This window comes from Actinoplanes sp. NPDC051346 (assembly GCF_040682215.1).
Taxonomy (GTDB): Bacteria; Actinomycetota; Actinomycetes; order Mycobacteriales; family Micromonosporaceae; genus Actinoplanes.
Window position 1 is genome coordinate 16,810 of the sequence record NZ_JBFBAJ010000014.1, and the last position, 18,828, is coordinate 35,637.

19 protein-coding genes are annotated in these 18,828 nt (G+C 71.4%); 9 read left to right on the forward strand and 10 right to left on the reverse strand.

Features of this window, described 5'->3' with window-relative positions:
- Window positions 1–31 precede the first annotated feature (31 nt).
- Entirely contained in the window at window positions 32–2,635 is a 2,604-nt protein-coding gene (gene rph / locus AB0M36_RS29705; RefSeq protein WP_364163983.1) for a rifamycin-inactivating phosphotransferase, read from the forward strand.
- Between the two features lie 28 nt (window positions 2,636–2,663).
- On the opposite strand, the gene AB0M36_RS29710 is transcribed toward rph, so the two are convergent.
- On the reverse strand, window positions 2,664–3,308 hold the full coding sequence (locus AB0M36_RS29710) for a nitroreductase family protein (RefSeq protein WP_364163986.1): 645 nt from the start codon (window positions 3,306–3,308) through the stop codon (window positions 2,664–2,666).
- 105 nt (window positions 3,309–3,413) lie between these two features.
- On the opposite strand from AB0M36_RS29710, the gene AB0M36_RS29715 reads away from it, so the two are divergent.
- The 4 genes from AB0M36_RS29715 to AB0M36_RS29730 all read left to right on the forward strand — a co-directional run bounded on the left by AB0M36_RS29715 (window position 3,414) and on the right by AB0M36_RS29730 (window position 6,007).
- Window positions 3,414–3,986, forward strand: coding sequence for a helix-turn-helix domain-containing protein (locus tag AB0M36_RS29715; protein ID WP_364163989.1), 573 nt, complete (start codon window positions 3,414–3,416; stop codon window positions 3,984–3,986).
- Entirely contained in the window at window positions 3,983–5,275 is a 1,293-nt protein-coding gene (locus AB0M36_RS29720) for an MFS transporter (RefSeq protein WP_364163992.1), read from the forward strand. The genes AB0M36_RS29715 and AB0M36_RS29720 overlap by 4 nt, the downstream gene beginning before the upstream one ends.
- 63 nt (window positions 5,276–5,338) lie before the next feature.
- A complete protein-coding gene (locus AB0M36_RS29725; protein WP_364163995.1) occupies window positions 5,339–5,524 on the forward strand; it encodes a DUF2283 domain-containing protein in 186 nt (61 codons plus the stop codon).
- A gap of 42 nt (window positions 5,525–5,566) precedes the next feature.
- Complete coding sequence (locus AB0M36_RS29730; RefSeq protein ID WP_364163997.1) at window positions 5,567–6,007, forward strand: histidine phosphatase family protein; 441 nt, start codon at window positions 5,567–5,569, stop codon at window positions 6,005–6,007.
- Window positions 6,008–6,015: 8 nt separating this feature from the next.
- On the opposite strand, the gene AB0M36_RS29735 is transcribed toward AB0M36_RS29730, so the two are convergent.
- The gene (locus AB0M36_RS29735; protein WP_364164000.1) at window positions 6,016–6,390 is read right to left on the reverse strand and encodes a DUF2255 family protein; all 375 of its coding nucleotides are present in this window, start codon (window positions 6,388–6,390) and stop codon (window positions 6,016–6,018) included.
- 8 nt (window positions 6,391–6,398) lie between these two features.
- Entirely contained in the window at window positions 6,399–8,024 is a 1,626-nt protein-coding gene (locus tag AB0M36_RS29740) for a CocE/NonD family hydrolase (RefSeq protein ID WP_364164003.1), read from the reverse strand.
- Window positions 8,025–8,206: 182 nt separating this feature from the next.
- On the opposite strand from AB0M36_RS29740, the gene AB0M36_RS29745 reads away from it, so the two are divergent.
- A complete protein-coding gene (locus tag AB0M36_RS29745; RefSeq protein WP_364164006.1) occupies window positions 8,207–8,830 on the forward strand; it encodes a helix-turn-helix domain-containing protein in 624 nt (207 codons plus the stop codon).
- A gap of 39 nt (window positions 8,831–8,869) precedes the next feature.
- On the opposite strand, the gene AB0M36_RS29750 is transcribed toward AB0M36_RS29745, so the two are convergent.
- The 4 genes from AB0M36_RS29750 to AB0M36_RS29765 all read right to left on the reverse strand — a co-directional run bounded on the left by AB0M36_RS29750 (window position 8,870) and on the right by AB0M36_RS29765 (window position 12,867).
- Window positions 8,870–9,568: a DivIVA domain-containing protein gene (locus tag AB0M36_RS29750; RefSeq protein ID WP_364164009.1), complete on the reverse strand. Its 699-nt coding sequence runs from the start codon at window positions 9,566–9,568 to the stop codon at window positions 8,870–8,872.
- 136 nt (window positions 9,569–9,704) lie between these two features.
- Window positions 9,705–10,907, reverse strand: coding sequence for an ABC transporter permease (locus AB0M36_RS29755; protein WP_364164499.1), 1,203 nt, complete (start codon window positions 10,905–10,907; stop codon window positions 9,705–9,707).
- 5 nt (window positions 10,908–10,912) lie between these two features.
- A complete protein-coding gene (locus tag AB0M36_RS29760) occupies window positions 10,913–11,617 on the reverse strand; it encodes an ABC transporter ATP-binding protein (protein WP_364164013.1) in 705 nt (234 codons plus the stop codon).
- Complete coding sequence (locus AB0M36_RS29765; RefSeq protein WP_364164016.1) at window positions 11,614–12,867, reverse strand: efflux RND transporter periplasmic adaptor subunit; 1,254 nt, start codon at window positions 12,865–12,867, stop codon at window positions 11,614–11,616. Before AB0M36_RS29765 ends, AB0M36_RS29760 begins: the two co-directional genes overlap by 4 nt.
- Before the next feature lie 90 nt (window positions 12,868–12,957).
- On the opposite strand from AB0M36_RS29765, the gene AB0M36_RS29770 reads away from it, so the two are divergent.
- On the forward strand, window positions 12,958–13,653 hold the full coding sequence (locus tag AB0M36_RS29770; protein WP_364164019.1) for a response regulator transcription factor: 696 nt from the start codon (window positions 12,958–12,960) through the stop codon (window positions 13,651–13,653).
- Window positions 13,650–15,485, forward strand: a complete 1,836-nt coding sequence (locus AB0M36_RS29775; RefSeq protein WP_364164021.1) for a HAMP domain-containing sensor histidine kinase — start codon at window positions 13,650–13,652, stop codon at window positions 15,483–15,485. The genes AB0M36_RS29770 and AB0M36_RS29775 overlap by 4 nt, the downstream gene beginning before the upstream one ends.
- Here AB0M36_RS29775 and AB0M36_RS29780 read toward each other — a convergent pair.
- The 3 genes from AB0M36_RS29780 to AB0M36_RS29790 are packed head-to-tail and all read right to left on the reverse strand — an operon-like array spanning window position 15,446 to window position 18,144.
- Window positions 15,446–16,168, reverse strand: a complete 723-nt coding sequence (locus AB0M36_RS29780) for a glycosyltransferase family 2 protein (protein ID WP_364164024.1) — start codon at window positions 16,166–16,168, stop codon at window positions 15,446–15,448. The two genes, AB0M36_RS29775 and AB0M36_RS29780, sit on opposite strands and share 40 nt — an antisense overlap.
- Before the next feature lie 55 nt (window positions 16,169–16,223).
- On the reverse strand, window positions 16,224–16,943 hold the full coding sequence (locus tag AB0M36_RS29785) for a YdcF family protein (protein ID WP_364164027.1): 720 nt from the start codon (window positions 16,941–16,943) through the stop codon (window positions 16,224–16,226).
- Between the two features lie 31 nt (window positions 16,944–16,974).
- On the reverse strand, window positions 16,975–18,144 hold the full coding sequence (locus tag AB0M36_RS29790) for an EAL domain-containing protein (RefSeq protein ID WP_364164030.1): 1,170 nt from the start codon (window positions 18,142–18,144) through the stop codon (window positions 16,975–16,977).
- Between the two features lie 201 nt (window positions 18,145–18,345).
- On the opposite strand from AB0M36_RS29790, the gene AB0M36_RS29795 reads away from it, so the two are divergent.
- Entirely contained in the window at window positions 18,346–18,819 is a 474-nt protein-coding gene (locus AB0M36_RS29795) for a hypothetical protein (RefSeq protein ID WP_364164032.1), read from the forward strand.
- The last annotated feature ends 9 nt before the right edge of the window (window positions 18,820–18,828 follow it).

Below are 18,828 nucleotides of genomic sequence, written 5' to 3' on the forward strand. Positions count from 1 at the left end.
CGTATGGAGCACGGTTGCCGGAGGTGTCGCGATGAGCGAGCGGTACGTGGTGGCTCTGGGGGTCGACGAGACGCGGGTCGCGGTCGTGGGCGGCAAGGGCGCGCACCTGGGGGCGCTGTCGCGGATCGAGGGCATCCGCGTGCCGCCCGGCTTCTGCGTGACGACGGACGCCTTCCGGCGGATCATGGCGGAGGCGCCCTCGATCGACGATCGACTCGAGGAGCTGTCGCGCCTGGGCCCGGACGACCGGGAGGCGATCCGCACGCTCAGCGCGGAGACCCGCCGGACCATCGAGGAAACCGCCATCCCGGACGATCTCGCGGCGGCGATCAACCGCGCTCTCACCGGAATGCGCCGACCCGACCGGAAGATCGCCGCCGCCGTGCGGTCCAGCGCGACGGCGGAGGACCTACCGACCGCCTCCTTCGCCGGCCAGCAGGACACGTATCTGAACGTGGTGGGGTCGGCGGCGATCCTCCAGCACATCAGCCGGTGCTGGGCCTCGCTGTTCACCGAGCGGGCCGTGATCTACCGCATGCGCAACGGCATCGACCACCGTGCGGTCCACCTGGCGGTGGTCGTGCAGGAGATGCTCTTCCCGCGGGCGGCCGGCATCCTGTTCACCGCCGATCCCCTTACGTCCCACCGGAAGGTCGCCTCGGTGGAGGCCAGCTTCGGCCTCGGCGAGGCCCTGGTGTCCGGCCTGGTGAACCCGGATGTCTACCAGGTGCGCGACGGCCAGATCGTCACCAAGGCGATCGCCGCCAAGCACGTCGCCGTGCACGCCTCGCCGGCGGGCGGGACGCGGGAGGAGGCGCTCGACCCGGAACTGCGGGACCGGCCGGCGTTGACCGACGCTCAGGTCGTGCGGCTCGTCGAACTCGGCCGGCGGATCGAAACGCGCTTCGGCCGCCCGCAGGACATCGAGTGGTGCCTGGTCGACGACGGCTTCCAGATCGTCCAGAGCCGGCCGATCACCACGCTGTTCCCCATCCCCGAGGCCGGCGACCAGGAGAACCACGTCTATGTCTCCGTCGGCCATCAGCAGATGATGACCGACCCCATGAAGCCTCTGGGCCTGTCCTTCTGGCAACTGACGACCCCCGCGCCCATGGCCGAGGCCGGCGGGCGGCTGTTCGTCGACGTCACTCAGCGGCTGGCCTCGCCGACGAGCCGCGCCGCCTTCCTGGAACTCGCGGGCAGATCCGATCCGCTGACCGGGGACGCGCTGCGGACCGTCCTCGAGCGCGACGGCTTCATCCGGCCGCTGCCGGACGCGGGTCCCCCCTCACCTCTGCCCGGCGGCACGCCGGCCCCGATCGAGACCGATCCGGCCGTTGTCACCGAGCTGATCGCGTGCGGCGAGGCGTCCATCGCCGCCGCCAAACGCGACATCCGCGCGAAGTCCGGGCAGGAGCTGCTCGACTTCATCCGGGCGGACCTCCAGGAGCTGAAGCGGATCTTGTTCGATCCGCGGAGCCATCAGGTGTTCATGTCGGCGATGGAGGCCACGTGGTGGCTCAACGAGCGGGTCGAGGCCTGGCTGGGCGAGAAGAACGCGGCCGATCCGCTCACGCGGTCCGTGCCCCACAACGTCACGTCGGAGATGGGGCTGGCGCTCCTGGAGGTCGCCGACGTGATCCGCCCGCATCCGGACGTGGTGGCGTTTCTGCGGCACGTCGAGGACGACAGCTTCCTGGACGTGCTGCCCCGGTTCGCCGGCGGGCGGGAAGCGCGGGAAGCCATCGAGGCCTGGCTCGACACGTACGGCATGCGCTGCGTCGGCGAGATCGACATCACGCGGCCCCGGTGGAGCGAACGGCCCGCCACGCTCGTACCCATGATCCTCGGAAATATCAAGAATTTCGCGCCGGGAGCCGGGGAGCGGCGCTTCGCACAAGGGCGGCAGGAGGCCCGGGCGAAGGAACAGGAGCTTTTGGAACGCTTGCGGGCCCTTCCGGACGGGGAGCAGAAGGCCGAGGAGACAAAGCACAAGATCGATCGGGTACGAACCTTCATCGGGTACCGGGAGTATCCGAAGTACGGCATGGTCAGCCGCTACTTCGTCTACAAGCGGGCCTTGATGGAGGAAGCCGAGCGCCTCGTGCGGGCCCACGTCCTCAGGGAGAAGGAAGACATCTTCGACCTCGCGTTCGAGGAGCTCTACGACGTTGTGCGCACGCAGCGCGTGGATGACCAGCTCATCGGCCGGCGCAAGGACGCCTTCAGGACGTATCAGGCCCTCACGCCGCCCCGGGTGCTCACGTCGGACGGCGAGGTCATCGCCGGAGCGTACCGGCGCGACGATCTGCCGGCCGGCGCGCTGGTCGGCCTGCCGGTCTCCGCGGGGACCGTCGAAGGGCGGGCCCGCGTCATTCTGGACCTCGCACGGGCCGAGCTCGAACCGGGCGACATCCTCGTCACGGCCCACACGGATCCCAGTTGGACACCCCTCTTCGTCGCCGTCGCGGGCCTGGTGACGGAGGTCGGAGGACTGATGACCCACGGCGCGGTGATCGCCCGGGAATACGGACTGCCGGCCGTCGTCGGCGTGGTGGACGCCACCCGGCTGATCCCCGACGGCCAGCGGATCCGCGTGCACGGCACCAACGGGTACATCGAAATTCTGCCGTGATCCCCCGTCGAGAACCTCCTGCTGAGGGTCACCACCCGTCGATGTGCAGCACCTCGCTGAGTGGCTGTCGCGCTGCCGGACGGAAGGTGTCGCCCGTGTAGAAGGCGGTGGGAATCAGCGCTCCCTGGTGTACGTCCGCGGGAATGCCGAGGATGTCAGCGGCCTCGCGCTCGTAAGCCAGATGCAGGGTGGTCCACGCCGTACCCAACCCGCGCGAGCGGGCCGCGAGCATGAAGCTCCACGCGGCGGGCAGCAACGATCCCCACAGGCCGGCCTGATTGCCCTCCGGAAGCTTCTCGCGCCCGGTGCGAAGACAGGGGATCACGTGGACGGGCACGTCGGCGAGGTGGTCTCCCAGATAGGCGACGCTGTCGCCCACCCTTTGTTGCACCGGGGCACGGGAATCGTCGTCACCGAACAACTTGCCGGCCGCTCCCTCGGATTCCAGGTATGCCCGCACCGCCCTGCGGTAGAGGTCGCCGAGCGCGGCGCGTCGGTCCCGGTCGGTCACGACGATCCAGTGCCAGGCCTGCCGGTTCGAACCGCTGGGTGCCTGCAGAGCCACTTCGAGACATTCCCGTACGAGGGAGAGCGGCACGTCCCTCGACAGGTCCAGTCGCTTGCGGACGGAGCGGGTGGTGGTCAGTACCTGATCAGCGGTGAGCTCGGGCATTCCGGCATTATGCCCCGCCGCTCCGGGTGCCGATCCGCCACACTCGTGACGCGCAATGCACAAGAGCTGTTGTGCGACATCTCTTGTGCATGTCATGATCGCGGCATGACGTCCGACGAAGTCCGCCAGATCACCGACTCGCGCGTGCTCGCCGCCATGGCACACCCCCTCCGTCGTCGACTGATGGACGTTCTGAAGGTGCACGGGCCGTCCACGGCCACTTCACTAGCGGCCGTCACCGGGCAGGCGATCGGCAATGTCAGCCACCATCTGCGCGTGCTCGGCGACTGCGCCCTCATCGAAGAGGCTCCGGAACTCGCCCGGGACCGGCGAGAACGATGGTGGCGGCTGGTCTCGCGAAGCCTGCAATGGTCATCCGGTGACTTCCGCGACGACCCCGCCACGGCCGCCGTCGCCGACGCCGCCGAGTCGCTCAACCTCGATCACCACGTCCAGCAGGTCCGCACCTGGTTCGCCGCCGGCGACGAGGAAAAGGCCTTCTGGCGCGACCGGACGTTCGCGATGGATCACTGGCTGCGGCTGACGCCCGACGAACTACGGCAGGTCGGGGATGAGATCAACGAACTGCTCGAACGTTGGCGGCACAAGCCGGCCCCGTCCGACGGCGAACGCCAAACGGTGTTTGTCTTCGCCTACGGGGTGCCAGGACAGCCATGACGGTGCGGACCGTATCGCCCAGCCCAGCACGGCTGTCGCGGCACGGCGACTTCCGGCTGCTGTGGATCGGCCAGAGCAGCAGCCGATTCGGTAGTGCCATCACCGCCGTCGCCCTGCCCCTGGTCGCCGTCGGCACTCTCGACGCCAGCACCATGCAGATCGCCCTCCTGCAGGCCGCGGTCTGGCTGCCCTGGCTCCTGATCGGACTTCCGGTCGGGGTCTGGGTCGACCGGCTTCCCCGGCGTTCCACGATGATCACCTGCGACGTGATCGCCCTCCTGCTGTTCGTGAGCGTGCCGACGGCCGCATGGCTACACGCCCTGACCATCGAGCAGCTCCTGGTGGTCGCCCTCCTCGCCGGCACCACGACGGTGTTCTTCGAAACCGCCTACCAGGTCTACCTTCCATCGCTGCTCCACGGCGCCCGGCTGACCGAGGGCAACGCCAAACTGCAGGGCAGCGAGGCCGTCGCGCACGTCGCCGGACCAGGCGCGGCCGGCCTCATCGCCCAACTCCTCGGCGCCGTGGCCGGACTGCTGGCCGACGCGCTCAGCTTCCTCGTCTCCGCCGCCTGCCTGCTCACCATGAACCACCGAGAACCGCGCGAATCCTCGTCGGCCCCTCGCACAGCGATCCTGCGAGACATCACCGAGGGCCTGACATTCCTCGCCCACGACCCCTACCTGCGCGTCATGGCGGCCTTCGGCGCCGCCGCCAACCTCGCCCTCATCGGCTACCAGGCAATCTGGATCACCTTCCTGGTCAGGGAAAACGGCATCAGTCCCGGAACCGTCGGCGTCATCGTCGCGGCCATGGGCGCCGGCGGCGTCATCGGCGCACTCATCGCCACCACAGTCGCCCGACACCTGGGAACCGCCCGCGGCATGCTGATCTGCCAGACCGGCACCGCTCCGTTCGCACTGCTCCTGCCTCTGGCGGGGCCAGGCGCACGCCTCAGCCTCGCCGTGGTCGGCGGCATAGCGGTCAGCACCGGAGTCGTCGCCAGCAACATCATCAAGAACAGCTTCCGTCAGATCTACACACCAAGGCATCTGCTCAGCCGCGTCATCACCAGCATGCAATTGATCAACTACGGCGCCATCCCGATCGGCGCGCTGCTCGGCGGCTTCCTCGGCACCGTCCTGGGACTTCGGCCCGCCATCTGGCTCATGGCGACCGCCCTCGTCCTTTCCACCGGGATCCAGCTCATCGGCCCCCTCCGGCACCACCGCGACCTGCCCACCACGCCCGCAGCCGACCCGCGGCTGGCACTCACGGCGAGAGAATGACCGGGTTGCCGGCTGGACCTGGGAAAATTCGCGTCATCGTGTGATCCGATCGCTGTCGACGGCATGATCGATATCGACTTCGACGAGACCGGCCACCTGGTCGGTATCGAAGTGCTGGACGCACGCGCGAAGCTCGCGCCAGAGCTCGTCGCGGCCGCCGAGGACATCACCCGGCGGGGCCGGAGCCAGGGACGCACGGCAAGCTGTCCGAAACGGGACTTGCTACTCGACCGTCGACGTGATTGTTGAAAGCGTCAGGCGAGGGCCCATCGGCGCTCACCTGGAGGGCTCGTGATCACGATCCTGCTGGTCCGGCACGCGGACATCGATCTTCCACCGCTCACGGCGGATCCGTCGCTGAACGACGCTGGGCGCCAGCGGGCCGAGGCACTCGCGCACGTCGCGGGCGCCGCCGGGGTGACGACGGTGTTCACGTCATCGTTGGCCCGCACCAAGGAGACGGTGCGGCCGCTCCTCGAGGTGCTCGGAATCAGCGGGCAGGAGATGCCGGCCCCGGCCACCGTCGCGCGCAAGGTTCGCGCCGGGGAGTTCGGCGACGTTGTGGTGGTGGCCGGTCACAGCAACACCGTGCCCGAGGTGATCGCCGCGCTGGGTGTGCCGACGCCGCCCGTCATCGGCGAGACCCAGTTCGACAACCTGTTCGTCGTCACCCTGACCGAGCCCGACGGGGCAAGCATGCTCGCGTTGAAATACGCCGCCCGGTCCGCCTGACCGGCCTGCTACCGGTCGGCGGCCGGCTCCACCCGGAGCGTCGTCTCGGACGCCGGCGGCCGCATCATCGCCGCGGCGTACGGGGAGGCGCCGTATTTGCCCAGGTAGGCGCGGTCGATCGCCGCGTCGAGGTCGGGGTCGGCGGCGGGGACGAAGCGGACCGGCAGGTCGTCGGCGCCGGCGGAGATCGTCCCTATGCCGTGGTGGCGGGCTCGGCGGAACCAGCGGCCGGCGTCGCCCTTCCAGGAGCGGATGTAGAGATCGCCGCAGACGGCGACTATCCAGATCGGTGCCCGGATCGGCTCGTGGCCCGGCGCGGGCACCACGATGGTGATCTCGTGGGCCCGCGCCAGCTCGTCGAAGATTGGTGCATCCCAGCTCATACCCCACGCTAACCGAGCGGCACGTCCAGGTAGGAGCCGCCGGCGACCGTGACCGACTTTCGGGGCTCGTTCTCGTCGTAGTACAGCCCGTCCACGGTGTCGATCACCAGGGTCAGCGAGTGACCGGCGGGCAGGTCGTACGCGGTCGCGGAGAGGTTGAGGTCAACTGTTCGGGCGCCGCCCTTGGTGTCCAGCCAGGTGGTCGGCGAGTGGGTGATCAGGCCGGCGCCGCCCAGCGGGTCGAGGTCGTAGAGGTACGCCACGACCGTGCCCTGGGGCTCGGTGCCGGTCAGGTCGAGGTGCAGTTTCGGGATGCCGCGGATGCGCTGGGTCTGGGACGGCCGTTCGGAGGCCCAGACGCCGGCTCGGGAGCGGTCCACGGTGGGCAGCCAGGTCCAGGGCTGCTTGCCGGTGAACGCGGCGATGCCGTTGGTGATGATGGCGATGCCGCCGTTGGCGGTGGTGTCGCGGTCAGTCGGCAGGGTCTTGCTCCAGCCGGTGGACGGGGCGCCGCCGAGCAGGCCGGTGCCGTCCCAGGTGCGGATCGCGCCGAGTCCGTAGCGGCGGGTGTCGTCGGTGACCGCCGGCCAGTCGGCGTAGTTCTCGGTGGCCGCGTTGTAGGGCTTGATCGAGACCGGATGGTGGAGGTCGACCCCGCCGGAGATGCCGCGCAGGTGCAGGTCGAACCACCGATACAGGCTCGTCCACACCTCGTTGCTCAGGCCGATCAGGCCGGTCAGCTCCGGGATCGCGTGGTCGCCGGGGCGCAGTTCGAGGCGCTTGGGGACGGTGAGCCGCTGGTAGAAGTCCACGATCTGGTTGGGCGGGAAGAACGTGTCACCCCAGCCGTTGGCGATCAGTACGGCGGTGCCGTTGGCGTTGAGCGCGTCGACGTACGTTGCCGGTGATCGGGTCTTGGCCCAGGCGGAGACCCCTTCGACGTTGCGGTTGGCCGCGAAGTCGTCGAGATATTCGCTCAGCTCCGCGCTGGGGTTGCCCAGCGTGTCGGCGGCGATCTTGAGGAACCCGCCGGCCTGTCGGTGCCGGGTCTGGTCGGCGTAGAGCGCCGACACCATGTCGGCCCAGCCGCTCATCACCCCGACGGCGCGGATGCGCTTGTCGTGGGCGGCGCCGAGGACGCTGATGCCGGCGCCGTAGGAGATGCCGGCGGCACCGACGCGCGCCGGGTCGGCCGGGGTGTTGGCGAGGGTCCAGTCGATGATCCGCGACAGGTCGGCCAGGTCCTTCGGACCGGCCGTGTCGATCTCGCCCTCGGAGAACCACCAGCCACGCGGAGTGTACGAGACCACGACGTAGCCGCGTTCCGCCAGCTTGATGGCCTGGGCGACGTATTCGAGGTCGTTGAGCCCCCAGCTGGACGGCATGATCAGGGCGGGATACCGGCCGGAACCCGTCGGTGTGACGACGTTGGCCTTGAGCACCACGTCGCCGCTGGTGATGTCGACGAATCGGGGGCCGGACGTCGCGACGCGCGCCGATGTGGCATGCGCGGGGGCGGCGTGAGTCGCGGCGGAGATGGTCGCGGCGGCGGCCGGGGCGGGCGAGCCGACGAGGGCTGTGGCGGTCAGCAGCGGGAGAAGTAGGGCGGGCACGACAGGGCGACGGGGCGCCATGGGCACTCCTGAGGGTGTCGGGTGTCGATGGACCTTCCGACGGCCATCGCCCCCGGTCAGGGGCGGCGGCTAGCTGCAGCGCGTCAGTGGCGGCAGCGTAAAAGCCGGTACCGAGAAATTGAAGCTGGTGACATTCTCGTTACTTGTCGGTAACATGTACGCCGACTCGAGGAGACAGGACAGTGGTGCTTTACGGTGCCCGGACGTCGCTCCGGCGGGATGCCCGGCGCAACCGCGCCGCCATCGTCGAGGCCGCTATCGAGGTGCTGCGCGGGCCCGGATCCACCGCCCTGATGCCGGAAATCGCCCGGCGCGCGGGCGTCGCCCTGGCGACCCTCTACCGCCACTTTCCCGACCGGCTGGCGCTGACCACCGCCGTCATCGGCCACCAGTTGCATCAGCTGGAGGAGGCCGCCGCCAGCACCGACCGACCGTCGGGATTTCGGTCACTTCTGCGTACGGTCCTGCACTGGCTGATCGAGATGCGTTCCCTGATCGCCCTCGCCGAGGGGCTCGAGGCCGGCGCCCGCCGGCGCTACCAGCACCGGATGGTCACGGCCTTCGCCAAGCCGCTGCGCCTCGCCCAGGACCGGGGATATGTGCGGCGGGACCTCGTGCCCGGCGATCTGCTCCTGCTCTTCGCGATGGTGCAGGCCGTGGCGGGCGCCGGCGACGACACGGCGACGGCCCGCGCCGCCGCGGACCGCTCGATCGAGCTGATGCTCGATGGCGTCTTCCGCGGGCCCGAACCGTCCGACACGTCGGCGGACGACGCACGTCCACTCGCCGACCGACCGGTGCCCTGACACCACGCCGCTCCCCCGTCCACTGACGGCCGGCGCCGATCAGCCCAGGGCGTGGTCCGTCGGGAGCTTCGGCTCGCTGTTGAGCTCCTGCATCTGCTGCACGAGGTGGTTCTGCAGCGCGACCTGGTAGCTCTGCGCGAGGTGACCCAGCCGGTCGATCTCGTCGAGCAACTCGGCCCGCTGGACGACCAGGTTGTTCATCGCGTCGGAATGATTGCGGCGGGCGTCGCCCTCGATGGTGCCGGCCCGCAGCTGCGCCTCGCCGGTGAGCTGGGCGGCCTGGTCGCGGGCGGTGGAGAGCACCGTCTCGGCCTCCTGCCGGGCGTCGATCAGGTGATCGTCGGCGGTGCGCTGCGCCATCATGAGGACCCGGGCGTTGCGCTCGTCGTCCTCCGGGGAGGCGGGAACGGCCGACGCCGCGGTGCGGGCCTGCTCCAGCTGCGCCTGAACGCTGCGGGCGTTCTGCTCGGCCCGGGCGCGTGCCTCCTGCATCCGCTCCAGTTTCGCGGCGAGGTCGGCGAAGTCGGCGGGCAGCACCATCGTGGCGGCGGCACCGCCGGGCGCGCCGGGGCCGCGCTGGACCTGGTCCTGCAGCGCCCCGTTCTCCTCCAGCAGCCGGATGAGCTCCTGCTCGACCTCGTCGAGGAAGGCGTCGACCTCTTCCTCGTCGTACCCCCGCTTTCCGATGGGTGGCTTCTTGAAGGCCATGTTGTGGACGTCGGCCGGAGTCAGCGGCATCGCGCTCCCTAGAGCAAGTCGGCGACCGTACGGGGATCGATCCTATGCCGCCGCGAAAAACCGCTCGCGTCGGACCGGATGACCGACGACTTCGTCACGTCCGCCGCCGAGGCGGCGTTCGGTGGACGGGCGGATCTCATACCGAGGCGAGCGCCTGGGTCGGGGTGAGCCGGGCGGCCCGCACCGACGGGTAGACACCGGCCACGACGCCGACCACGACGGCCCCGCCCACACCGGCGAGAACCGCCTGCGTCGGCACCACGACCGGCCAGCCGTGGTACGCCGCGTACGCCACCGTCGCGAGAACGCCGAGCACCGTGCCGGCGATCCCGCCGAGGGCGGCCAGCGCCACGGCCTCGGTGAGGAACTGGACGCGGATCTGGCCCCGGTTGGCGCCCAGCGCCCTGCGCAACCCGATCTCGGAGCGTCGCTCCAGCACCGAGATGACCATGGTGTTGGCGACCCCGATGCCGCCGACGAGCAGCGCCACCGCCGCCAGCCCCAGCAGAAGCGAGGAGAAGGTGTTCTCGGTGGCCCGTTTCGCCGCGAGCGCGTCCGACGGCCGGGTGACCAGCACCTGTCCGGGCCGTTCGGGGTGGATCGTGGCGGGCAGGACGGCGCGGACCGCTTCGAGCTGCGCCTCCCGCACCCGCAGATAGATCACGGTCGGGTGGCCGTCGAAGCCCAGCCGGGCCCGGGCCGCTTCCCAGCCGACCAACACCGAGCGGTCGATGTCCGGTGACAGCGGTGTGGCGGCGAGGATGCCGACCACCGTGAACCACTCGTCGCGGATCATCACCTGCGGCGCCGGAGCGCCGGCGGGCAGGTCGGCGAAGCCCAGTCGGACCGCCGCCTCCGACCCGAGGACCACGCCGGGAAAGGTGGCGGTCACCGGGGTGAGCCAGTGGCCGTACCGGACCCGGGCGTTGATCGCCGGCAGCAGGTCGAGGCCGCTGGCCAGCACGGTGAGCCCGGAGCCGTCTCGCGGGTCCGTACGGTCGGAACGGCGCACGATGGTGTGGGTGTTGGCCACCGCGCTGGCGACCGTGACCGGCGCGATGCGCCGGACCATGCCGACCGCCTGCTCGGGGAGCTGGGCCGGCGGATCCTGATCCGGCGCCGGCATCGCCTGCAGCACGTCGGCGCCCAGGGCGGACAGCTCGCGCGACAGCGCGGCCTGGCTGGACGCCGGAATGCCGGTGACCACGATCATCGTGGCGATGCCGATGGAGATGCCCAGCGCGGACAGAGCCGCCCTCAGCTTGCGGGTGCGCAGCCCGACCAGGCCGAGGCCCAGCAGGTCGAGGGGGGCGAGCCGCACCGGGCGGGTTTCCTCGATCCGGCTCACCGGGTGCCCACCTGGGCCGTGGCACGGGCGCTGTCGGCGACCAGCCGCCCGTCGCGGATCTCGACCCGGCGCGGCAGCGACGCGGCGATGTCCCGGTCGTGGGTGATCAAGGCGATGGTGGTCCCTTCCTCGTGCAGCCGGTGCAGCAGGGCGAGCACGGCGTGCCCGGTGGCGGTGTCCAGGGCGCCGGTCGGCTCGTCGGCCAGCACCAGCGCCGGCCGGTTCACCAGGGCGCGGGCGATCGCGACGCGCTGGCGTTCGCCGCCGGACAGCTGATGCGGCTGGTGTCCGATCCGGTGGGCGAGGCCGACCCGGGCCAGCGCCTCGCTCGCCAGGCCGCGGCGCTGCCGTCGGGGCACCCCGGCGTACAGCAGGCCGGTGGCCACGTTCTCCGCGGCGGTCAGGCCGTCGGTGAGGTGGAAGTGCTGGAACACGAAGCCGAGCAGGCGGCCGCGCAGCGCGGACAGGCGGCGGTCCGGCAGCCGGGCGGTGTCGTGCCCGTTGATGTGGACCGTGCCGGTGCTCGGCCGGTCGAGCGTGCCCATCATGTGCAGCAGCGTGGACTTGCCCGAGCCGGAGGGCCCGACGATGGCGAGCAGTTCCCCCCGCACGATGTCGAGGGAGACGCCGGCGAGGGCGGTGACCCCGCCCGCGTACGTCCTGCTGACGTCGCGTAGGGACAGGACGGCGTCCGCGCTCACGAGGTCGTCACGACCTCGGTGCCCGCGTCCAGGCCGGCGCCGCTGATCTCGACCATGCCCTTGGCGAACATGCCGGTCTCGACCTTGACCAGGCCGCCGCCGCGCAGCTGGACGGCGTAGCCGCCCTCGCTGAGCGCGAGCAGCGCGCCGAGCGGCGCGACCAGCACGTTCTCGTGCGTCTCCGCGGCGAAGAGCACCTCGACGTCGGCGGAGTCGAGCCGGGCGATCGCCTTGGGGTCGTCGACGGCCACGGTCACGATCACCTGCGGGGTCGCGTCGCCGTTGCCGCCCTCCTCCGACTTGACGGCGGCGGTCCCCACGGAGGTGACCCTGCCGGGCACGGTCTTGGCGTCGGGCAGGGAGACGGTCACCTTGGCGTCGCGCTCGATCGACGTGGCCTCGGCGACGCCGGCCGACACGGTGATCACCTTGTCGGTGGGGGTGACCGCGAGGAGGGGCCCGTTCGCCGGCGCGCCGGGCTGCACGGCGAGGGAGTCGACGCGGACGGCGCCGCTGAGCACCATGACGTCGCCGACGGCGATGCTGCCGGTGACCGGCAGTCCGGCGTCGCCCTGCCAGCGCTTGACGGCGGCGATCAGCTCGGCGGTGAGGACGCCGTCGCCCCTGCGGACGGTCACCCACTTCTTCGTGGTGCTCTTGGCCGGTTCTTGCTTGGCCGGCTCTTTCTTGGCCGGTGCCGCCGAGGCGGACTGTTCCACCCGCTGCCCGGGGCCGGGCTGGTAGCCGATCGAGTAGCCGAGCGCCTCGAGGTTGTTCGCCAGGATCCTGACGTCGCGGCCCACCAGGTTGCGCCCGGCCATCGTGCGGAACAGCGGAATCGTGCCGTAGAACAGCGAAACCGGCTGGTCGTCGACACGCAGCAGCTGCTTGCCGCGGGTGATGCGGCTTCCGGGGCGCGGCAGCCACGTCACCGTGCCCTCACCGCTGCCCGTCAGGGTGCGCGCGGAGCCGTAACCCAGTTTGCCGGTCATCGACTCGCTGGTGGAGATGTCCTGCCGGGCCACGGCGACGGTCTGCACCGCGATCGGTGTGTCGGCCGGCTGCCGCGCCGAGGCGGCGGCCCGCCACCGCCAGACCCCCACCGCCGCGACGGCGAGCACCACCGCGACGGCGAGCACCACCAGGGTCCGACGACCCCGCCGCCGCGGGGGTTGCGCCACCTCCACCTCGTCGGGCACTGGGGGTACCACGGGAATCAGCTCGGTCGGCGCCTCGGACTTCACATCCATGCCGGGCATCCTGATCATCGATTATGAGGATCCTGTCAGGTATCGCCGTCATTCTTCGGCCGCTGGCCGTACGCGCCTATAGTCGCCGGCGTGTGTGCCCACGTACTCGTCGCGGAGGACGATCCCAGGCAGGCCGAGGTGCTGCGCCGCTACCTGCGGGCGGAGGGCCACGAGGCGTCGGTGGTGCACGACGGCCGCAGCGCCCTCGAGCTCGCCCGCCGCGATCCGCCGGATCTGCTCGTGCTCGACGTCATGATGCCGGGCCTCGACGGCCTCAACGTGTGCCGGATGCTGCGCCAGGACTCCGACCTGCTGGTGCTCATGCTCACCGCCCGCTCGACCGAGGATGACCTGCTCCTGGGGCTGGAGTTGGGCGCCGACGACTACCTGACCAAGCCGTACAGCCCGCGGGAGCTGATGGCGCGGGTCCGTACGCTGCTACGCCGGGGTGGGCGCGCGAGCCGCACGGTGACCGCGCCGGTCCTGCGGGTCGGCCCGCTCGCCGTCGATCCGGCCCGCCACGAGGTGAGCGCCCACGGTGGGCAGGTCGGCTGCACCCCTGGCGAGTTCGCCATCCTGGCGGCGATGGCCGCCTGCCCGGGACGGGTGTTCACCCGCGCGCAGCTGCTCGCCCACACCCGCGGCATCGACCGCAGCTCCACCGAACGCACCATCGATGTGCACGTGAAGAACCTGCGTCGCAAGATCGAGGCGGATCCGCGCCGGCCCACGCTGCTGCTGACCGTGTACGGGATCGGCTACAAGCTGACCGGCGGCGATCAGTGAGCAAGGAGCCCGCCCGGCGGCGGGTCCCACTGCACCGCAGTCTGATCACCCGGCTGTTGGCGACCTCCGTGCTGGTGGCGGTCGCCGCGATCGTGGCCACCGCCTGGCTGGCGACCCAGACCGTCACCCGGGCGATCCAGCAGGAGCAGGGCCGCTCGCTCGCCGACGACAAGAGCGTCTACGACACGCTGGTGGAATATGCCGCCACCCACCGCGACTGGACCGGCGTAGACGTGGTCATCGCCCAGCGCGCCACGAAGCTGGGCCGGCGCATCACCCTGATGACCGAGGACCGGCGGCCGATCGCCGACTCGGCGCCGGGACCGTCGCTGGCCACGGCACGCCCGTCGGCGACGGTCGACCCGCTGCGTCTCGACCTCGCGCTGACCGGCGGTGACGTACGGATCGACCCGCGCGTGGTGGGGCCGTACCGGCTTCCCGAGAGCGAACGGACGCTCCTGCGCAAGGTGGCTCAGGACGAGCTCGGCTGCCTGCGCGAATACGGCATCGAAGGGGCCTTCGTCGACTCTCCCAGCGGACGCCCGACGGTGCGTACCGGCGGCGCCGCCGCCGCTCAGCGGCTGGAGGTGAGGTGTGACCAGCTCAGCGGATTCGGCAGGACCCGCACCGAGGAGAAGGCGTTCAAGGATCTGGAACGGCGGGCCGCGCCCTGCGTCGGCTTGACCGACCCGAGGTACCTGATCATCGACATCTCGTTCTCGGCGGCGGTGCTCAAGTTGCCCGACAGCGGCTCGCTCTTCGACGCCGCCGTCGCGGACAAGGCCGACCGTTGCATCGAGCAGGCGCGGCAGGCACAGCTCAAGCCGTACGTCGCCCCGCCCGCCCTGCTGTTCGTCACCGACCCGGACGACAAGGCCGGGCAGCCGGTGTTCAACCTCTCGCGGCCCAATACGCTGCGGATAGCGGTGGTGACCGGCGCGGTCCTCATCGTCGCCGTGCTGGTGACGATCCTGGCGGGCCGGCGCCTGGTGCGACCGCTGCGGGCCCTGACCGCGGCGGCCGACGGGCCCGCGGACCACCACTCCCGGGTGCCGGTGACTACCGCCGACGAGATCGGCTACCTGGCCCGGGCCCTCAACGACCTCGCCGAACGCCGGGAACGCTCGGAGAGCCTGCGCCGGGCGATGGTCAGCGACGTCGCGCACGAGCTGCGTACCCCGCTGACCAACATCCGCAGCTGGCTGGAGGCCGCGCAGGACGGCCTCACCCCGACCGGCCCCGACCTGCTGGAGCTGCTGCACGAGGAGGCGGTCCTGCTCCAGCACATCATCGACGACCTGAGCGACCTCGCGGCGGCCGACGCCGGCAGCCTGCGGGTGCATCCGGACGAGGTGTACGTCCGCGACATCCTGGCCCAGGTCGCGGAGGCGCACCGAAGCGCGGCCGAGACGGCGGGCGTCCGGCTCAGCATGGAGGTGGCCGAGGACCCTCAGGTGATGGCGGACCCGGTGCGCCTGCGGCAGCTCGTCGGCAACCTCGTGTCGAACGGCATCCGGTACACCCCGGCGGGCGGTGCGGTGACGGTCACCGCGGCCGCCGACGCCGCCGGGCTCACCATCGAGGTGCGCGACACCGGCGCCGGCATAGCCGCCGAGGACCTGCCGAAGATCTTCGACCGGTTCTGGCGGGCCGAACGCTCCCGCAGCCGGGCCACGGGCGGCAGCGGGCTCGGACTGTCCATCGTCCGCAAGCTCGTGGAGGCGCACGGCGGCGAGATCTCCGTGGCCAGCGAACCGGACGTCGGCACCGTCTTCACGATCCGGCTGCCGGATCAGCGCGCACGGGCCGGAACCAGTGCCGAGACCGCGTAGCGCAGCAGCGGCCAGTAGATCCGCGTCGCGTCGGTGAGCGGGTCGAAGTGCGAGGACGCGTTGTCGTCGAGGTACGTCGTGGCGATGGTGATCTCCTCGAGGGGCAGGCCGCGGCGCGAGGCGTACAGCAGCACATTCATCTCGTAGTCGAAGCGTTCGCCGGGCACCGACCCCAGCCAGCCGAGCAGGTCGGCCGGATATCCGCGCAGCCCGGTCTGGGTGTCGCCGACCCGGCGTCCGGTCGCGGCCCGAAACAACAGCCGGGTGGCGGTGTTGCCGACCCTGCTGCGCAGCGGCATGCGCGCGATGCTGCGGACGCCCAGCACGGCGTGGCCGGTGGCCCGGGTACGGTCGGCGACCCGCAGCACGTCCGCGACGCTGTGCTGACCGTCGGCGTCGGCGCAGATCACCTCGCGTCCCGGATGCGCGTCGGCGATGTGCCGGAAGCCCGTCTTGAGCGCAGCGCCCTTGCCCCGGTTCACCGGATGGCGCAGGACGGTGCCGCCGATCCCGGCCACGGCCTCCAACACCGGCGCCGCGGCGGGGTCACTGCCGTCGTCGACGACCACCAACGCCGTTCCCGCCCGCGCGGCCCGCACACCACGGGCCAGCGTCAGCAGGTGCTCTCCCGGCTGGTAGACCGGCAGCAACACGACCACCGGCTTCTCCTCGACTGACTCCATCGACGCCCCCTTCGATGCCGCGCGGCCCGGATGTCGCCCGGCGGATGCGCCGGTCCTATACCCGTCCGTCGAGCGCCGAACGCGTGCGGATCACCTCTTCGAGCAGATCCGTGGAGATCGGGGCGGCCGCCGGCGCCCGGCGGCGCAGCAGCATCTCGGTGCGGCGCAGCCACGCGACCATGCGGCGCTCGCGGCGCCGCAGGGCGGCGGCATCCCGCGCACCCAGGAGAAAGACGCGGGAGATCAGATACGCGAGACGCTCCCCGCGCCGGGCGCCGTCCGCCGCGCCGGCCACGGGTACGTCGACCAGCGCCGCCCCGCGCAGCCCGAGCACCTTGCCGGTGAGATACCGCACCCGCGGCAGATGCCACGCGTGCGACACCAGGCCGAGCGGTTCCCGCAGATCGGTGAGCAGGCCCTCGGCGGCGACGTGGAGGACGTTCTCCAATGTGCTGCGCGAGCGGGTCTCGGCGCGCAGGTCGGCGTACCGGCCGATGCCGGCCTCGAGCGCGCGGCGCAGCATGAGGTCGCCCTCGCGGCAGCCGGCGGGCGGCTCCGGCGCGCCCTCGCACGCCTCGGCCCAGCCACCGCTGAAGACGATCCTGGCCGGTTCTCCCGCCGCGACGGCGGCGAGGAACGCGTCGCGGTGCCGGGTGACGTAGGCGACCGCGGCGTCCACCCGGGCGGCGCTGCCGGGGGTGAGCGCGTACCCGTCGCGGCAGCGGACCACGCCGCGTCCGAACACGAGCAGCACGGTGGCGTGTCGCGCCGTCATGGCCCTCCTTCGATCCGCTCCGACCGTACCGTCAGGCGAGCTGGTTCAGCAGGATGCGGGTCACGGCCGCGACCGGCGGCAGGTCGTCGAGGGTCACGAGACGCAGTCCCCGGGTGCACAGGGCGTACCCCTCACCCGGGCCGAGCACGACGGCGGTGAGCTCGTCCTCGGGGCTGTCGAGCAGGATGACCGACCGGGCCTCGTCGGCCAGTTCCTGCAGCGAGACGGTGATCTCCGGCCGGTCCCGCGGCACCGAGGCCACGACGATGGCGGTGTTCTGCGTGGCCGCCGTGTCCCGGAGTCGGGCCAGGGCCAGCGTGATGCCCTCGGGTGTGACAGCGGTCGCGACGGCGTGGCGTTCCGCGGTCTGATAGGGGGTGCCGGCGGGCTGGTGGAAGCCGGGCCGCGGCGTGCGGAGGGTGTGGACCGCCGCGGTGTCGTAGCGGTCAGGGTCGATCTGGTCGAGGCGGACCGGCCGGCCGAAGAGCCAGCCCTGTCCCCAGACGGCCCCGAGCTGGCGCGCGGTGACCAGATCCTCCTCGGTCTCGATGCCCTCCGCGATCACCACCGCCCCGGTGCGCCGGGCCTCCGAGCGCACGATGGCGCAGACCGCGCGGGTGTGCTCGGTGTGCGGGTCACGGATCAGGCTCATGTCGAGCTTGATCACTTCCGGTTCCAGCACGGGGAGCAGCGCCAGCGACATCGGGTCGACGCCGACGTCGTCGAGGGCCAGGCTGTTGCCCCAGGTCTGCGCCTGGCCGGCGATGCGCATCATGCTGCCGGGTACGGCGGGCAGCGACCGCTCGGTGAACTCCAGAACCTCGCGGAACGGCAGACCGTTCTGCACCAGCTCGATCAGCCGGGGCGACAGGGGCTGGTTCAACGCGGCCGGTTCGGCGTTGACGAACAGCAGCGGCGGTGGCGCCGGCGCGGCCACGGCGCACTCCAGCGCCCGCTCGGAGCAGAGCATGTCCAGCTCACCGAGCCGGCCCGCGAGCCGGGCGGCGGCGAACAGGCGGTCCGGGAATTCCAGGACCGTGCCCGCCGGGCCGCGAGCGAGGGCCTCGACGCCCACCACGGCCCGGGTGGCGAGGTCGACGATAGGCTGGAACAGCGGTTGCACCAACCGCCCCGCCAGCACCGCACCGATGGTGAGGTCGATCTCCGGAGTCGCCGAGCTCCGCGCGGACGCGGTGTGCATGATCCAAGCCCCCTACCTGACGGCATCGGCTCTCTTATCGACGCCTGGACCGCGTAATCAAGCGACCCGGCGGGTGTCACCGTGTGGCTGGACCGCTCTTCAGGCATCTTCCGGCCGTTGCCCGGGGGCGTGGAGAGAAACCGGGTAAATACCGTCGGCGACGATTTCCGTATACTCAATCCACCGGTATATTCTCCGACCATGACCGCAGCAGCGCGCAACGGCCGGCCCGCGCGCCTCTCCGCGAGGCTGCGCCCCGCTCTCACCCTGCTGGCGTTCGGCGGCGCGATCGTCCTCACCGTGCTGCCGCTGGTGCGCCCGGCCGAGCCGTTCGACGCCGCCCTGCGCTGCACGGTGTGGTGCGCGGTGGTCATCGCGGCGTCGGCAGGTGCCCGCAAACCCGCGGCGCTGTTCGCCACGGTGGCGGCGCTGGTCGAGATCTGCGGCCACCTCACCGCCCACGGCGGCGGGCCGGGATCCTCGACGCCCGTGCCGGCCGTGCTCGTCGCGATGGCGCTGATCGCCACCCGCAAGGGACCGCGGGTCCGCCGGGTCATCACCCGGCTGATTCGATCGGCTGGCCGCCGGGGCGCGGCCCGACCGCCCGGCCCGGCGAGCGTCCCGACTCAGCGCGCGCCCGAGCGCGCCGAACCCGAAACCGTGCGGATCGGCTGAGCGAGCGTC

Bases quoted from the DNA above. Each gene is read 5' to 3' on its own strand.
- rph (WP_364163983.1), top strand. From the start codon at position 32: ATGAGCGAGCGGTACGTGGTGGCTCTGGGGGTCGACGAGACGCGGGTC.
- AB0M36_RS29790 (WP_364164030.1), bottom strand. From the start codon at position 18,144: ATGCACACCGCGTCCGCGCGGAGCTCGGCGACTCCGGAGATCGACCTC.
- AB0M36_RS29785 (WP_364164027.1), bottom strand. From the start codon at position 16,943: ATGACGGCGCGACACGCCACCGTGCTGCTCGTGTTCGGACGCGGCGTG.
- AB0M36_RS29740 (WP_364164003.1), bottom strand. From the start codon at position 8,024: ATGGCGCCCCGTCGCCCTGTCGTGCCCGCCCTACTTCTCCCGCTGCTG.
- AB0M36_RS29735 (WP_364164000.1), bottom strand. From the start codon at position 6,390: ATGAGCTGGGATGCACCAATCTTCGACGAGCTGGCGCGGGCCCACGAG.
- AB0M36_RS29720 (WP_364163992.1), top strand. From the start codon at position 3,983: ATGACGGTGCGGACCGTATCGCCCAGCCCAGCACGGCTGTCGCGGCAC.
- AB0M36_RS29750 (WP_364164009.1), bottom strand. From the start codon at position 9,568: ATGCCGCTGACTCCGGCCGACGTCCACAACATGGCCTTCAAGAAGCCA.
- AB0M36_RS29725 (WP_364163995.1), top strand. From the start codon at position 5,339: ATGATCGATATCGACTTCGACGAGACCGGCCACCTGGTCGGTATCGAA.
- AB0M36_RS29795 (WP_364164032.1), top strand. From the start codon at position 18,346: ATGACCGCAGCAGCGCGCAACGGCCGGCCCGCGCGCCTCTCCGCGAGG.
- AB0M36_RS29715 (WP_364163989.1), top strand. From the start codon at position 3,414: ATGACGTCCGACGAAGTCCGCCAGATCACCGACTCGCGCGTGCTCGCC.
- AB0M36_RS29780 (WP_364164024.1), bottom strand. From the start codon at position 16,168: ATGGAGTCAGTCGAGGAGAAGCCGGTGGTCGTGTTGCTGCCGGTCTAC.
- AB0M36_RS29765 (WP_364164016.1), bottom strand. From the start codon at position 12,867: ATGGATGTGAAGTCCGAGGCGCCGACCGAGCTGATTCCCGTGGTACCC.
- AB0M36_RS29710 (WP_364163986.1), bottom strand. From the start codon at position 3,308: ATGCCCGAGCTCACCGCTGATCAGGTACTGACCACCACCCGCTCCGTC.